The 13,613-nt window shown below is 61.0% G+C and carries 13 protein-coding genes; 8 read left to right on the top strand and 5 right to left on the bottom strand.

The window, feature by feature from the left end; translation table 11 throughout:
* The first annotated feature begins 133 nt into the window (after window positions 1–133).
* From ACSQ3J_RS14605 to ACSQ3J_RS14595, 3 genes are all read left to right on the top strand, one after another.
* Window positions 134–1,552: an MATE family efflux transporter gene (locus tag ACSQ3J_RS14605; RefSeq protein WP_060506044.1), complete on the top strand. Its 1,419-nt coding sequence runs from the start codon at window positions 134–136 to the stop codon at window positions 1,550–1,552.
* Window positions 1,553–1,560: 8 nt separating this feature from the next.
* Window positions 1,561–2,118, top strand: a complete 558-nt coding sequence (locus ACSQ3J_RS14600) for a GNAT family N-acetyltransferase (protein WP_082512273.1) — start codon at window positions 1,561–1,563, stop codon at window positions 2,116–2,118.
* An 88-nt stretch (window positions 2,119–2,206) separates the two neighbouring features.
* Window positions 2,207–2,590 carry a VOC family protein gene (locus ACSQ3J_RS14595; protein WP_060505689.1) on the top strand — a complete coding sequence of 128 codons (384 nt, stop codon included), beginning with the start codon at window positions 2,207–2,209 and terminating at the stop codon, window positions 2,588–2,590.
* 62 nt (window positions 2,591–2,652) lie between these two features.
* Here the strand turns inward: ACSQ3J_RS14595 and carA are convergent, their stop codons facing one another.
* A complete protein-coding gene (gene carA, locus ACSQ3J_RS14590; RefSeq protein WP_060505688.1) occupies window positions 2,653–3,858 on the bottom strand; it encodes a glutamine-hydrolyzing carbamoyl-phosphate synthase small subunit in 1,206 nt (401 codons plus the stop codon).
* Window positions 3,859–4,143: 285 nt separating this feature from the next.
* Here carA and ACSQ3J_RS14585 point away from each other — a divergent pair, with 285 nt between their 5' ends.
* Window positions 4,144–4,599 carry a GatB/YqeY domain-containing protein gene (locus ACSQ3J_RS14585; RefSeq protein ID WP_060505687.1) on the top strand — a complete coding sequence of 152 codons (456 nt, stop codon included), beginning with the start codon at window positions 4,144–4,146 and terminating at the stop codon, window positions 4,597–4,599.
* Here ACSQ3J_RS14585 and ACSQ3J_RS14580 read toward each other — a convergent pair.
* The 3 genes from ACSQ3J_RS14580 to ACSQ3J_RS14570 all read right to left on the bottom strand — a co-directional run bounded on the left by ACSQ3J_RS14580 (window position 4,574) and on the right by ACSQ3J_RS14570 (window position 6,182).
* On the bottom strand, window positions 4,574–5,470 hold the full coding sequence (locus tag ACSQ3J_RS14580; protein WP_060505686.1) for a hypothetical protein: 897 nt from the start codon (window positions 5,468–5,470) through the stop codon (window positions 4,574–4,576). The genes ACSQ3J_RS14585 and ACSQ3J_RS14580 overlap by 26 nt on opposite strands.
* Window positions 5,471–5,593: 123 nt before the next feature.
* Window positions 5,594–5,926 carry a BrnA antitoxin family protein gene (locus ACSQ3J_RS14575; protein WP_060505685.1) on the bottom strand — a complete coding sequence of 111 codons (333 nt, stop codon included), beginning with the start codon at window positions 5,924–5,926 and terminating at the stop codon, window positions 5,594–5,596.
* Window positions 5,889–6,182: a BrnT family toxin gene (locus ACSQ3J_RS14570; RefSeq protein WP_082512252.1), complete on the bottom strand. Its 294-nt coding sequence runs from the start codon at window positions 6,180–6,182 to the stop codon at window positions 5,889–5,891. The genes ACSQ3J_RS14575 and ACSQ3J_RS14570 overlap by 38 nt, the downstream gene beginning before the upstream one ends.
* A gap of 186 nt (window positions 6,183–6,368) precedes the next feature.
* Here ACSQ3J_RS14570 and dnaG point away from each other — a divergent pair, with 186 nt between their 5' ends.
* The 3 genes from dnaG (at window position 6,369) to recQ (ending at window position 11,153) form a co-directional block, all read left to right on the top strand.
* Window positions 6,369–8,363: a DNA primase gene (gene dnaG / locus ACSQ3J_RS14565; RefSeq protein ID WP_060505684.1), complete on the top strand. Its 1,995-nt coding sequence runs from the start codon at window positions 6,369–6,371 to the stop codon at window positions 8,361–8,363.
* 126 nt (window positions 8,364–8,489) lie between these two features.
* A complete protein-coding gene (locus tag ACSQ3J_RS14560) occupies window positions 8,490–9,125 on the top strand; it encodes a LysE family translocator (RefSeq protein WP_060505683.1) in 636 nt (211 codons plus the stop codon).
* A gap of 171 nt (window positions 9,126–9,296) precedes the next feature.
* Window positions 9,297–11,153 (top strand): DNA helicase RecQ, encoded by a 1,857-nt coding sequence (recQ, locus tag ACSQ3J_RS14555; protein WP_060505682.1) that lies wholly within the window; start codon window positions 9,297–9,299, stop codon window positions 11,151–11,153.
* A gap of 142 nt (window positions 11,154–11,295) precedes the next feature.
* Here recQ and ACSQ3J_RS14550 read toward each other — a convergent pair whose 3' ends face one another.
* Window positions 11,296–12,066, bottom strand: a complete 771-nt coding sequence (locus ACSQ3J_RS14550; RefSeq protein ID WP_060505681.1) for an SDR family oxidoreductase — start codon at window positions 12,064–12,066, stop codon at window positions 11,296–11,298.
* Between the two features lie 269 nt (window positions 12,067–12,335).
* Here ACSQ3J_RS14550 and ACSQ3J_RS14545 point away from each other — a divergent pair, with 269 nt between their 5' ends.
* Window positions 12,336–13,523, top strand: a complete 1,188-nt coding sequence (locus ACSQ3J_RS14545) for a glycine C-acetyltransferase (protein ID WP_060641745.1) — start codon at window positions 12,336–12,338, stop codon at window positions 13,521–13,523.
* Window positions 13,524–13,613 lie beyond the last annotated feature (90 nt).

The raw sequence follows: 13,613 nt of genomic DNA, 5'->3' as shown, positions 1-13,613 counted from the left end.
TTCTGTGATCTTTGGATGAAAAAATAAGCACATTTGCCGTTCTGGCTGGTGCTTTTCAATCGGTTGTTCTATTTCAAAATCTTCCGTCTTGCGGCCCATACCGGTTGCGACGAAGCCAAAGGCCTATCCTCACATGCTGACTTCACCCCCTGTCGACACGGGCGTCCGCACCGATAATTCTTGGTCCGCGCATTATCGCGCCACCATTGCGCTCGGTGTGCCCTTCGTCGGCGCGCAGCTTGCGCAGTTCGCCATCCATGCCACCGACGTGCTGATGGTCGGCCGCCTCGGCACGACCGAGCTTGCGGCCATGGTTCTGGCCGCTCAGACGTTTTTCACCATCTTCATTTTCGGCTCCGGCTTTGCCAATGCCGTCGTGCCGATCGTGGCGCAGGCCGAAGGCCGCGGCGACCGTGTTGCCGTGCGCCGCGCCGTGCGCATGGGCATGTGGGCCGTGCTCGGCTATGGCGTCATCATGGCGCCGGTTCTCTGGCAAGCCGAGCACGTCCTGTTGCTGCTGGGGCAGAAGCCCGAAGTGGCAGCCCTTGCCGGAAGCTATCTGCATGTTGCGCTCTGGGGCATGTTCCCGGCGCTGCTGTTCATGGTTCTGCGTGGCTTCCTGAGCTCGCTCGAGCGTGCCGGCATCATCCTTTACGTGACGATCATCGTGCTGCTTGCCAATGCCGCACTCTGCTACGTATTCATCTATGGCCATTTCGGCGCCCCGGCGCTGGGCATCGTCGGTGCCGGTATTTCGGCGCTGATCGTCAACACGCTGAGCTTCGTGCTGCTCTACATCTATATCCAGGCGCAGCCGCAGACCCGGGCCTATGAAATCTTCGTGCGGTTCTGGCGGCCGGACTGGCCGGTGCTGAGGGATGTCGTCAAGCTCGGCCTGCCGATCGCGGTCACCATCCTTGCCGAGGTCAGCCTGTTCACCGTCGCCTCGCTGCTGATGGGCATGATCGGCACTGTCGAGCTTGCCGCGCACGGCATCGCCCTGCAGTTTGCCTCCGTCGCCTTCATGGTGCCGCTCGGGCTGGCGCAGGTCGCGACCGTGCGTATCGGCCTTGCCCATGGCCGCCGCGATGCGGAGGGAATCAGGCGCGCAGCGATCGCCGTGTTTGTCATCGGTTGCGGCTTTGCCTTCATCGGCAGCGCCGTCTTTGCGATTTTCTCGCATGAGCTGGCGGCGATGTATCTTGATACCAACCGGCCGGATGCGGCCGAAGTGCTCGCCTTTGCCGGACCGCTGATCGTCATTGCCGGCGCGTTCCAGCTGGTCGATGGGGTGCAAGCCCTTGCTGCCGGCATGCTGCGTGGCCTGAAAGATACGACCGTGCCGATGGTGCTGGCGCTGGTTTCCTACTGGCCGATCGGCTTTGTCGCCGCCTATCTGCTCGCCTTCCACTTCGGTTTCGGTGGTGTCGGCGTCTGGTATGGCTTCGTGCTCGGTCTTGCCGCCGCCAGCGTTTCGCTCACCTGGCGCTTCTTCCTCTTCCTGAAGCGGGAGCGCAAGCTGCTGGCCTTGCCGGCCGGAACCGTTTTGTGAGCCGCGGCATGCCGGAAGATGGCCTGAATCTTCAGCCGGAATTAAAAGGGGAGACGCTGCTACTGCGTCCTCTGACGGCCGATGACTTCGATGAACTCTACGCGGCCGGCAGCGATCCGGCCGTCTGGGCCGGGCATCCGGCGAAAGACCGTTACAAACCGGAGATCTTCCGCCAGTATTTCGACGCCCAGTTGACCAGCCGGAGCACGCTGGTCTTCATCGACCGGGCCACGGGTAAGCTGATCGGCTGCTCGCGCTATTATGTGGCACCCGATCAGCCGCAAGATATCTCGATCGGTTTCACCTTCCTCAGCAATGCCTATTGGGGCGGCGCCACCAATTTCGAGATCAAGCGCCTGATGCTCGACCATGCCTTCAAGAGTGTCGATGATGTTTGGTTCCACATCGACCCCACCAATATCCGTTCACAGAAAGCGACCGCCAAGCTCGGCGCCGTGCATGCCTATGATGCGGTGCTCGATATTTCCGGTTCACCCGTCAGCTGGATGTGCTACCGGCTGACCCGGGATGTATGGGCGAAGGTGAAGTCGGCACAGGGGCATTAAGCCGGAAGCTGCATTTCTTTCGTGTAATTTTGTTCTTTATTTGTTCTGGATTTTCGCTTAGCCTGCCGGTGATCAAAGGGAGGACGTGATGACGGCATATGCAACTGTTGGAACATTGGATCACGCAACGTCGGTGCGATTCTACGATGCGGCGCTAGCCACGATTGGCTGGAGCGCACATGCAAACTATCCCGGCTGGCGCGGCTACACCCTGGGCGGCAGCGGGGAGGGGTTTCTGCTCTGGGTTTGCGAACCGTTCAACCACGAACCGGCGACCCCCGGCAACGGCACGATGGTCGGCTTCATGGCGAAATCCCACGACGAGGTTGAGGCTTTTTACCACGCGGCACTCGCCAATGGTGGCAGCAGCGAGGGAGAGCCTGGGCCTCGTCCGCAATATGGCCCGGACTGGTACTCCGCCTATATGCGCGATCCGGCCGGCAACAAGCTTGCCATCGTCTTCAACGGCTGAATCGAAAAGCCCCGGTACTCCATTGAGAGACCGGGGCTTTTGGCATTTCAGGATGGTGGATATCAGCGTTCGGCCAGCGCCGGTTCGCCCTTCTTTTCGCGCACCAGATTGATGAAGCGGCGGAAGAGGTAGTGGCTGTCCTGCGGGCCGGGCGAAGCTTCCGGATGGTGCTGGACCGAGAAGACCGGCTTGCCGGTGACGCGCAGACCGCAATTGGTGCCGTCGAACAGCGAAACGTGAGTCTCTTCAACGCCTTCCGGCAAGGACTTCGAATCCACCGCGAAGCCGTGGTTCATCGAGACGATCTCGACCTTGCCGGTCGTGTGATCCTTGACCGGGTGGTTGGCGCCGTGATGGCCCTGGTGCATCTTCTCGGTCGTCGCGCCGAGTGCCAGGCCGAGCATCTGGTGGCCCAGGCAGATGCCGAACAGCGGGATGTCGCTCTTGATCAGCTCTTGGATCACCGGGACGGCGTATTCGCCGGTTGCTGCCGGGTCGCCCGGGCCGTTCGACAGGAAGATGCCGTCCGGCTTCTGTGCCAGCACGTCTTCGGCCGATGTCGTTGCCGGCATGACTGTGACCTTGCAGCCAAGGCCGGTGAACAGGCGCAGGATGTTGCGCTTCACACCATAGTCGAGTGCGACGACATGGTGCGTCGTGTCGGCGTCGGCCAGTTCGTCAAAACCCTCGTTCCACACCCAGGGCTTTTCGCTCCAGCGCGAGGTCTGGCCGGAGGAGGCGACCTTGGCGAGATCGAGACCTTCAAGCCCGCTCCAGGCCTTGGCTTCGGCCTTCAGCGTCTCGATGTCGAAAACGCCGTTCGGGTCATGGGCGATGACCGCGTTCGGCGCGCCGTTCTCGCGGATCCAGGCGGTCAGCGCGCGGGTGTCGATGCCGCACATGCCGATGATGCCGCGCGCCTTCAGCCAGGCGTCGAGATGCTTTGCCGCACGGTAGCTGGAAGGATCGGTGATGTCAGCCTTGAAGATGACCCCGACCGCGCCGTGGCGTGCTGCCGGCGTCAGGTCTTCGATGTCCTCGTCATTGGCGCCGATATTGCCGATATGCGGGAAGGTGAAGGTAACGATCTGACCGAGATAGGAGGGATCGGTCATGATCTCTTCGTAACCGGTCAGTGCGGTGTTGAAGACCACCTCGGCCTGTACCTTGCCGGTGGCGCCGATGCCTTTGCCTTCGATGACGGTGCCATCGGCCAGAACGAGCAGGGCGGTTGGTTTTGCGGTGGTCCAGGGGGCTGTCGCGGTCATTGTCTTCATCCCGTTCAGGCGGCGCGTCTCGGACGCTCCCCAAAGGAGCGCCGTCCGGCCTTTGTGGTTTGCAGGCGGGCAGATGCGGGCGATGGGCGCGCGCTGTCAGGCCTGGTCACGATGTTGGTGCAGGTGACGGTCAATAACTGCAGTGTCCGGCAAGGTCAATCTTGAAGACAGCGGGATCTGGCTTTTCCTGCAGCTTTTACTACGGAAACTCGCATTTCGTTTGCTCCGGCTCGTCCGGCTGGTTTATGAAACGCCATCAAACAGGAGAAGATAAAGATGCGCGATCAACTCGCTGCCGCCCTCAAGGATGCGATGAAATCAAAGGACGCACCGCGGCTGTCCACCATTCGCCTCATCCAGGCCGAGATCAAGACCCGCGATATCGCCAATCGCAGCGCTGGCAAAGGCGACGCCAGCGACGACGAAATCCTGCAGATCATGGCCAAGATGGTCAAGCAGCGTGAGGAATCGGCAAAGATCTACGAAGACAATGCCCGCCCGGAACTGGCCGCCAAGGAACGCGCCGAGATCGTTGTCGTTCAGGATTTCATGCCCAAGCAATTGAGCGAGGCCGAGATACGCTCGAATATCGCCGCTGCGATCACCGAAGCGGGCGCCGGCGGGATCAAGGACATGGGCAAGGTCATGGCGGTGCTGAAAGAGCGTTATGCCGGCCAGATGGATTTCGCCAAGGCGTCGTCCGTTCTCAAGGAACTGCTGACAGCTGGCTGACGGCGGGGTTGTCTGCCGTTTCTTCCGGCGCGGCCTGCGCATGAAAGGCCGCGTCGATAATCGCGAATTTTTCCGCCTGATAGGTCCGGTATTCGCGGATAAACCCTTGCGAAAGCCAGAGCATGTTCTTGCCGGCACCGCTATCATGGCCAAGGCTGCCCATCTCTGCCGCCTTGTCCATCAGCCGCTTCAGGTGGGTTTTCGAGATCCGGTAGCGCTGGCAGATTTCGGCCGATGAGATTGGCCCGATCCGGATGCGGGGCGCGTCCGGATCGAAATCCCTGATCAGGGCAATCAGGCAATCCATCACCACACCGCCGGAATTGGCCCAGGTAAACAGATTGAACGTCTCGCCGGGGTTGCGCACCGCGTGGTTTTCCAGAATTCCCTGCGCGATGGCGGGCTGTAGACTTGCAAACAGCGCCGGTTTTTCTGCCAGCGCCACAGCCCTTTTGCCACCGTCCAGCATGTCGAGAATGGCCAAATGCGTGTAGAGCCATTTGACGACGGATTCTATCGCGACATCGGTGGGCTCCAGCGGCCGCATACGATGATCAGGCGGATTGTCGGCAGGACGCGCGAAGCGATAGGCGAGCATTTCCTTGACGAAGGCGCCAGCGGTGTTGCGGCTGGCAATACCGTATTGCACGGCGTTCGCAACAAAACGCCCGGCATAAAGGCCCTTGTCCGGATCAGCGCGGCGGTAATGCAGCGACAGGCCCAGCTGCGCCATCAGCCAGCGCTGCTGCGAGGCAAAGATCGAGCTCAACCGCGGATTTTCCGCAAACTGCGCCGTCATCTGCCGCGCATTTTCCTGCATGGCGGCAAAAAAGACGCTGTTGGACACGAGATCGCTTGCGACAAAGGGCATCGGGCGGTTTCCGGAGGGATGCCAACAATTCATTGCCTGTTCTGCATCCGGCATCAATGGCCTATTCTGGGCAGGTCTGCCCAGATGCAAGGTTTCCTGGAGAGGCCGGGTGGCGGTCGGGGGCTATCCGTTCTTGCGGTTCTTCTGCTCCGTCATGAAATGCCTGAGCACCGCATTCATCCGCGTCTGATAGCCTTTTCCGCTTTTCTTGAAGAAGTCGATGACATCCTCGTCGAGCCGGATCGAAACGGCTTTCTTCGGGGTCGGGTAGACGATCGTCGCCTTCGACCAGTCAACATCCACGAATTCCGCCCAGTCGGGGTCGTCCCGCATGGCCGTCATGATATCCTCGTCGGTCAGGGCTGCAACGCGCGCCCAGTCGGTGCGGTCTTCGCCCTTGGCAATTTTTTCGCGGATTTCATCCAGCGAATATCTGACGATATTGTCTTCGCTCATGTTTGTGTGCCGAACGGGCTGAAATGATCCTGCAGGCCTCTTTCCGCATCGTATAGACTATTGCGATCAAGGTTCCCGACGAAGGGCAAATCGCCAGTGTGCGGACTTCTCCGTTCTTGTCGGTTTGGCTTTCGACATGTGGCTCGTTCAATGCGGCCGCTGCAATCAGAAAGTCGATACCGTGTTTGCGAATGTTAATAAGGCGCTTGTTTTCGTCCCATTCAAAAGATGGGAATTTGTTATCTGCGTGCTGCATTTCCGAACTCTCAACAATGACATGTCGCCTTGCCTACATATGTTTCCTTTCGGATAATGAATTTGCATATATAATTGTATATACGTATTCGAATTCCGTCAACCTGTGAATTGCGGGTATCATGCGTCCCCTCTTGTGGCGCGGGCGGCGATTGCCGCCTATATGGAAGCCAGCCCAGAGGTATCCATGCGATTTTCCAACACCTTCCTTGACGAGATCCGCGACCGCGTTCCCATTTCGGATGTGATCGGCAGGCGTGTCACGTGGGATCGCAAGAAAACCAATGCCTCGCGCGGCGACTATTGGGCCTGCTGCCCGTTCCATGGCGAGAAGTCGCCGAGCTTTCACTGCGAGGACCGCAAGGGCCGCTATCACTGCTTCGGCTGCGGCGTGTCGGGCGATCATTTCCGCTTCCTCACGGATCTTGACGGTATGGCCTTTCCGGAAGCCGTGCAGCAGATTGCCGATCTCGCCGGTGTCGCCATGCCGCAGCCGGATGTCGAGGCGGAAAAGCGCGACCGCCAGCGCATCGGCCTGCAGGAAGTCATGGAAGTGGCGACGCAGTTTTTTGAAGCCCAGCTGCAGACCGCAAACGGCGCCAAGGCGCGTGCCTATCTGCGCGACCGCGGGCTGACCGGCCGCACCATCGAAACGTTCCGGCTCGGCTATGCGCCGGAAAGCCGCAATGCGCTGAAGGAGTTTCTGGCCGGGAAGGGCATACCGAAGGACCAGATCGAGGCCTGTGGCCTGGTCGTCCATCGTCCCGACATTCCCGTCTCCTATGACCGGTTCCGCGATCGCATCATGTTCCCGATCCTCTCATCGCGCGAAAAGGTCATCGCCTTCGGCGGCCGCGCCATGTCGCCGGATGCGCCGGCCAAATATCTCAATTCGAACGAGACCGAGCTGTTCCATAAGGGCAACGTTCTCTACAATTTCGCTCGCGCGCGCCGCGCCATGTCCGGTGCCGACGGCGCAGGCACGATCATCGCCGTCGAAGGCTATATGGATGTCATCGCGCTGCATCAGGCCGGCATCGAGAATGCAGTCGCGCCGCTCGGCACGGCACTCACTGAAAACCAGATGACGCTGCTCTGGAAACTGACGCAGCAGCCGGTACTCTGCTTTGATGGCGACGGTGCCGGTATCCGTGCCGCAAATCGCGCCGTCGATCTGGCGCTGCCGCACCTGAAGCCCGGCTTCTCCGTGCGCTTCGCCATGCTGCCGGATGGCAAGGACCCGGACGATCTCGTCCGCAACGAAGGACGCGCGCCGTTCGACAAGGTCATGGCGTCAGCGCGTTCGCTGTCGGAAATGGTCTGGTTGCGCGAAGCCCAGGCCGGTGGCTTCGATACGCCGGAGAGCCGGGCCCAGCTGGAAGCGACGTTGAAACAGGTGGTTTCTGTCATTGCCGATGAAAATGTCCGCCGTCACTACGGCCAGGATATCCGCGATCGGCTCAACCAGTTCTTTCAGGGCGCCTCCCGTCAACAGAACGGCCAGCGCGGTTTTGACCGCAACCCGCGCCAGGGCGGCGGACGCGGCCAGGGGCAGGGGCGCGGTGGCCAGCAGGGCGCGCGCATGTCGGAGCGCACCGGCATTTCCGACCGGCTGGCGCGTTCGTCGCTGGTGAGCGGCCATCAGGCGCTGCCGCCCTTGCGCGAAAGCGTGCTGGCGCTGACCATCGTCAATCATCCGCAACTGCTGTTTGAAGAGTATGACGAGATTTCCGCGATCGAATACGACAATCGCGATCTGCAGCGCTTCTGGTCCTCGGTGCTCAATGCCGCCGCCGCCAAAGGTCCGCGCCTGACGCGCGAAGTCCTCGTCGAGCAGCTGGAGGCCGAAGGGTTCGATGCGCTTCTGAAAGCGCTTGACCAGCAGATCCGCTTCGCCCGCCTGTGGACTGCCACCACGGCCGCAGCGCCGGAGGATGCCCGCGAAGGTTACCTGCAGGCGCTTGCTCTCCATCAGCGCACCAAGGCTTTGCTCTGGCAGCGCCGCGAGCTGGAAAGCGAACTGGCCTACGCAACGGAAGAAGGTGATGACGACACCGTCAGCCAGATCCTGCGCAATCTGCAGGAAGTGCAGCTCGAAGTGACGCGGCTGGAAAACCAGGAAGCGATCGTCGACGGGTTTGGCGTGTTGTCGGGGCGCGTCAAGGGACCGGCGGGCAAGTAGGGCACGCTCTTTTGGTGACGAAACCGGTTCAGTGAGCCTCTTGCCACCTTGCAAGGCAATTGCAAGACTGCCCTTTCGATTGCGCCGCCGGCGATGCCGCTGCGCAGGTCCGGAGGAGGGGCAACCATGACCGAAATCACCTTGCTGGCTTTTGCATTCGTCTCGTTCATCGGTATCGCCACGCCCGGTCCAACCGTGCTTCTGGCGCTGACAAATGGTTCGCGCTTTGGTGTGCGCCGCGCGCTGATCGGCATGCTCGGTGCTGTCCTGTCCGATTTTGTCCTGATCGGTGCCGTGGCGCTCGGTCTCGGTGCGCTGCTGGCGGCGTCCGAATTCTGGTTTTCGGTGGTCAAATGGATCGGTGCGGGTTATCTCGCCTTTCTCGGCATCATGCTCCTGCGCTCGAAAGGCACACTCAATGAGACGCTGCACGGCGCGGCGCAGGCCGGTTCGGGATCGCCGCGCGCGATCTTTCTGAAAAGCTTTCTGGTCGCGGTCACCAATCCCAAGGGTTACCTGTTCTTCTCGGCCTTCCTGCCGCAGTTCATCGTGCCGTCCGAGCCGCAGTTCACCCAGTATGCGGTGCTTGCCCTGATCTTTGCTACCGTCGATTTCCTCGTCATGTTCGGCTACGCAGCCCTTGGTTCGCAGGCCGTCAAGGTTTTGAAAACGTCCGGCGCGCTCTGGCTCGACCGCGTCTGCGGAGGTGTTCTGTTGGCGCTCGCCGGGTCGCTGGCATTTTACCGGCGTGCGAGCGTCTGACGGCGCGTCCTTCGGCCGAGCGGACGAATGGACCGCTTAGCTGTTGCCAGCGGGATCCGGTTGTTGCGGCAATCCCAAACGGTCCGGTCAACCGCCTTCAATGAGAACTCGGCCCTCGCGCCCACAACCGTTCCTGTGCCATAGTCCGCTTTCTCCCACGAAAGCGATTCCATGCCGCAGACCCAGAACCGTATTGATCCCACCTTTGACACTGACGGTGCCAGAAATCCGCTGTCGGTGCTGAAAACGGTCTACGGCTATCCGGCTTTTCGGGGCAAGCAGGCTTCTGTGGTTGAGCGGGTCGTGTCGGGCGGTGATGCCGTCGTTCTGTTTCCGACGGGCGCGGGGAAATCGCTGTGCTTTCAGATTCCTGCCCTTTGCCGCGATGGCGTCGGCATCGTCGTTTCGCCACTGATTGCGCTGATGCGGGATCAGGTGGAGGCGTTGAAGCAATTGGGGGTCAGGGCAGCGGCGCTCAATTCCTCGCTCTCGCGCGAAGAATTCGTCGATGTCCGCCGGGCAATCTCCAATGGCGATCTCGATCTTCTCTATGTAACGCCTGAGCGCATCGTCACGCCGGGCTTCAAGGATTTGATCGGCAATGCGACGATTTCGCTGTTTGCCATCGACGAGGCGCATTGCGTCTCGCAATGGGGCCATGATTTTCGTCCTGAATACCGCGAGCTTGGCCAACTGGGCGATCTCTATCCCGGCGTGCCGCGCATGGCGCTGACGGCGACCGCCGATCCGCATACCCGCGAAGACATCATCGACAGGCTGGGCCTGCAGTCTGCCGAGGTTTTTACCACCTCGTTCGACCGGCCGAACATCGCCTATGAAATTGTCGAGCGCGATCAGCCGCGCCAGCAATTGTTGCGTTTCCTGTCGCGCCACAAGGGATCGAGCGGCATCGTCTATTGCCTGTCGCGCGCCAAGGTCGAGGAAACAGCCGAGTGGCTGAACGGGCAGGGCATTTACGCGCTGGCCTATCACGCCGGCATGGACCGCGCGGTGCGCGATACCAATCAGGATGCCTTCCTCAAGGAGGAGGAATTATGCCTGGTGGCGACCGTCGCCTTCGGCATGGGCATCGACAAGCCGAACGTGCGCTATGTCGCCCATCTCGATCTGCCGGGCTCGGTCGAGGCCTACTACCAGGAAACCGGCCGCGCCGGGCGCGACGGCCTGCCGTCGGATGTCTGGATGGCTTATGGCATGGCCGATGTCATCCAGCGCGGCCGGATGATTGATGGCGGAACATCGGGCGACGATGTCAAGCGCGTCGAGCGCGCCAAGCTGAATGCGCTGCTGGCCATCTGCGAGACACCCGGCTGCCGGCGTCAATCGATCCTCGCCCATTTCGGCGAGGCGCATGGCGGCGGGTGTGGCAATTGCGATACCTGCATCAACCCGGTCGAAACCTGGGATGGAACAGACGCCGCGATCAAGGCGCTGGCGGCGATCTACCGCACCGGCGAACGCTTTGGCACTGGTCACCTGATCGATGTGCTGCTCGGCACCGAGAATGAAAAGACCGAGCGCTTCGGCCATAGCAAGATGCCGGTTTTCGGGGCGGGCAAGGATATCCCGTCGAAAACCTGGCAATCGGTCTATCGCCAGCTTTTGGCCGCCGGCCTGATCAGCGTCGATCACGAGGCTTTTGGGGCGCTCAAGCTGCAGCCGGAAGCACGCGCCGTCTTCAAGCGTGAGCGCGAGGTCCGCTTCCGCAAGGATCGGCCGGTCAGCGGCAAGGGTAAAAACGCCCGGCAATCGGCGTCATCCAGCGCCAAATCGGCCTTGTCGGGTTCGGATGCGGAACTGTTCGAAGCCCTGCGCCGGGCACGTTCCGGCATTGCCAAGGAACTGGGTGTTCCGCCTTACGTTGTTTTCCCGGATACGACCCTGATCGCTTTCGCCACCGCCCGCCCGCACAATCACGACGCCCTTCTCGGCATCTCCGGCGTCGGCCAGTCGAAGCTGGAGCGATACGGCGACGCGTTCCTGGATGTTATTCGCGGGTTCGATTGACGGGCTGGCTCCCTCGTCTCCCCACCGGGGAGAAGGTGTCCGAAGGGCGGGTGGGGGGCGGTGAATTCTGAAATCGCGGCCCCTCATCGCTTCGCTCGCATTGCTCGGCATTTCTCCCCGCCGGGGAGAAGAGTGAGAGCCGCTACATCCTGACCGTCATGCCGCCATCGACCGTCAGCACATGGCCGTTGACAAAGGATGCGGCGTCGCTGGCGAGGAACAGGGCGGCACCGGCGATCTCGTCGGGCCGGCCCCAGCGCTGCGCCGGGATGCGCTGGCGAACGAACGGCATCAGGTCTTCGTCAGCGGCCATCGCTGCGTTGGTCTCGGTGGCAAACCAGCCGGGTGCGATGGCGTTGCTGGTGATACCGGAGGGGCCGAATTCGACCGCCATCGAGCGCATCAGGCCGGTCAACCCCTGTTTGGCAAGGGGATAGATCCCGTCGCCCGGCATCGCCACATAGCCGTTGATCGAGGTGATTGCGATCAACCGCCCGTACTCGTTCCGCTTCATGATTGCCGCCGCATCGCGCGATAGCGTGGTTGCGGCAATGAGGTCCGTCTGGATCAAGGTGAGAATGGCATCGTCGTCGAACTCGGCCAAAGGCCTGCGGTCGCGGGCGCCGACATTGTTGACGAGAATATCGAGCCGTCCATGGCGTCGTTCAATACTGGCAAGCGCGTCTCGTTGCGCGGTACGGTCCGCGACGTCAAAAGCCATCGCCTCGGCGCTGCAACCTGAGGCCCTGATCGAGTTGACCGCGCCTTCAAGCGTCGCAGCCGTGCGGCCATTGATGACGACATGTGCTCCGGCGTCTGCCAGCGCCCGGGCAATCTCCAGTCCCAGCCCGCGCCCGCCACCGGTGACAAGCGCTACACGGCTCTTGAGCGAAAATCTGTCGAATCTAGTCATGGCTTCCTCATCGCATTAAAAGCGTTGTCTATCGACATCAAAATAGTGGACTCAGTCAATTAATTTTTGCAGTTTTCCGTTTTTTGGTGCAGAAGCTCAAGGGCTGGGGTGGATAGCCTGTTTGAAACAGTCAAGTCGCAATCAGGCAAGACCCGGAACGATCCTGTCGTGCAAACGCCGCCCGCTGGCGCCGTCTTTCGCTGTCATATCAAACGGAATATGATAGGAATTCATCGCAAACCGATCTCAGATCCTGGAAAGCGGCCTTCATGACGTCAGCCTTCATCACTCACCTTTCCTCCGAACTCGAAGGGCTGAAATCCGCCGGGCTTTACAAGTCGGAGCGGGTGATCGTGTCCAAGCAGGCTGGCGAGATCGAGGTTGCGTCCGGTGCGAAGGTTTTGAACTTTTGCGCCAACAATTATCTCGGGCTTGCCGACAATGCCGAGCTGATTGCGGCGGGCAAGCAGGCGCTCGACCGTTACGGCTACGGCATGGCCTCGGTCCGTTTCATCTGCGGCACCCAGGAAGAGCACAAGCAGCTTGAGGCGCGGATTTCGTCGTTTCTCGGACTGGAGGACACGATCCTCTATTCCTCCTGCTTCGATGCCAATGGCGGTCTGTTCGAGACGCTGCTCGGCGAAGAGGACGCGATCATTTCCGATGCGCTCAACCATGCCTCGATCATCGACGGCGTGCGGCTCTCCAAGGCCAAACGCTTCCGCTATGCCAACAACGATATGGCGGCGCTCGAAGAAGAGCTGAAGAAAGCCGAAGGCGCGCGTTTCAAGCTGATCGCCACCGACGGCGTCTTTTCGATGGATGGCATCATCGCCAATCTGCAAGGGGTCTGCGATCTCGCCGACAAGTATGGCGCCATGGTGATGGTCGATGACAGCCATGCCGTCGGTTTCGTCGGCAAGCATGGCCGCGGTTCGGCCGAATATTGCGGCGTCGAGGGAAGGGTGGATATCATCACCGGCACGCTCGGCAAGGCGCTTGGCGGCGCCTCAGGTGGCTATACGTCGGCAAGACGTGAAGTGGTCGAGTGGCTGCGCCAGCGCTCGCGGCCCTATCTATTCTCCAACACGCTGGCGCCGGTGATTGCGGCTGCCTCGCTGAAAGTGTTCGACCTGATCGACAATGGCGACGCGCTGCGCTCGCGGCTTGAAGCCAATGCGACGCTGTTCCGCAGCGAAATGGGCAAGCTGGGCTTCACGCTCGCCGGTGAGGGTCATCCAATCATCCCGGTGATGCTCGGCGATGCGTCGCTGGCACAGGCTTTTGCTGCCAAGATGCTGGAAAAGGGCGTCTATGTCGTCGGCTTTTCCTTCCCCGTCGTGCCGAAAGGCCAGGCCCGCATCCGCACCCAGATGTCGGCGGCGCACAGCGAGGCGGATGTGCGCCGTGCAATCGCGGTGTTCGAAGAGGTTGGCCGCGAGCTGGGCGTGATTTGAGGGCGTCTTTCTCCCTCTTCTCCCCAGCGGGGAGAAGATGTCCGAAGGACAGATGAGGGGGAGCGATGCTTCGAGCGCAAGCGAGAGGCA

This window comes from Rhizobium sp. LjRoot98 (assembly GCF_964252935.1).
Taxonomy (GTDB): Bacteria; Pseudomonadota; Alphaproteobacteria; order Rhizobiales; family Rhizobiaceae; genus Pararhizobium.
This window is presented reverse-complemented; position numbering and strand designations above follow the sequence as displayed.

Bases quoted from the DNA above. Each gene is read 5' to 3' on its own strand.
- ACSQ3J_RS14570 (WP_082512252.1), bottom strand. From the start codon at position 6,182: ATGCAGCACGCAGATAACAAATTCCCATCTTTTGAATGGGACGAAAAC.
- dnaG (WP_060505684.1), top strand. From the start codon at position 6,369: ATGCGATTTTCCAACACCTTCCTTGACGAGATCCGCGACCGCGTTCCC.
- recQ (WP_060505682.1), top strand. From the start codon at position 9,297: ATGCCGCAGACCCAGAACCGTATTGATCCCACCTTTGACACTGACGGT.
- ACSQ3J_RS14580 (WP_060505686.1), bottom strand. From the start codon at position 5,470: ATGCCCTTTGTCGCAAGCGATCTCGTGTCCAACAGCGTCTTTTTTGCC.
- ACSQ3J_RS14545 (WP_060641745.1), top strand. From the start codon at position 12,336: ATGACGTCAGCCTTCATCACTCACCTTTCCTCCGAACTCGAAGGGCTG.
- ACSQ3J_RS14600 (WP_082512273.1), top strand. From the start codon at position 1,561: ATGCCGGAAGATGGCCTGAATCTTCAGCCGGAATTAAAAGGGGAGACG.
- ACSQ3J_RS14560 (WP_060505683.1), top strand. From the start codon at position 8,490: ATGACCGAAATCACCTTGCTGGCTTTTGCATTCGTCTCGTTCATCGGT.
- ACSQ3J_RS14605 (WP_060506044.1), top strand. From the start codon at position 134: ATGCTGACTTCACCCCCTGTCGACACGGGCGTCCGCACCGATAATTCT.
- ACSQ3J_RS14575 (WP_060505685.1), bottom strand. From the start codon at position 5,926: ATGAGCGAAGACAATATCGTCAGATATTCGCTGGATGAAATCCGCGAA.
- carA (WP_060505688.1), bottom strand. From the start codon at position 3,858: ATGACCGCGACAGCCCCCTGGACCACCGCAAAACCAACCGCCCTGCTC.
- ACSQ3J_RS14585 (WP_060505687.1), top strand. From the start codon at position 4,144: ATGCGCGATCAACTCGCTGCCGCCCTCAAGGATGCGATGAAATCAAAG.
- ACSQ3J_RS14595 (WP_060505689.1), top strand. From the start codon at position 2,207: ATGACGGCATATGCAACTGTTGGAACATTGGATCACGCAACGTCGGTG.
- ACSQ3J_RS14550 (WP_060505681.1), bottom strand. From the start codon at position 12,066: ATGACTAGATTCGACAGATTTTCGCTCAAGAGCCGTGTAGCGCTTGTC.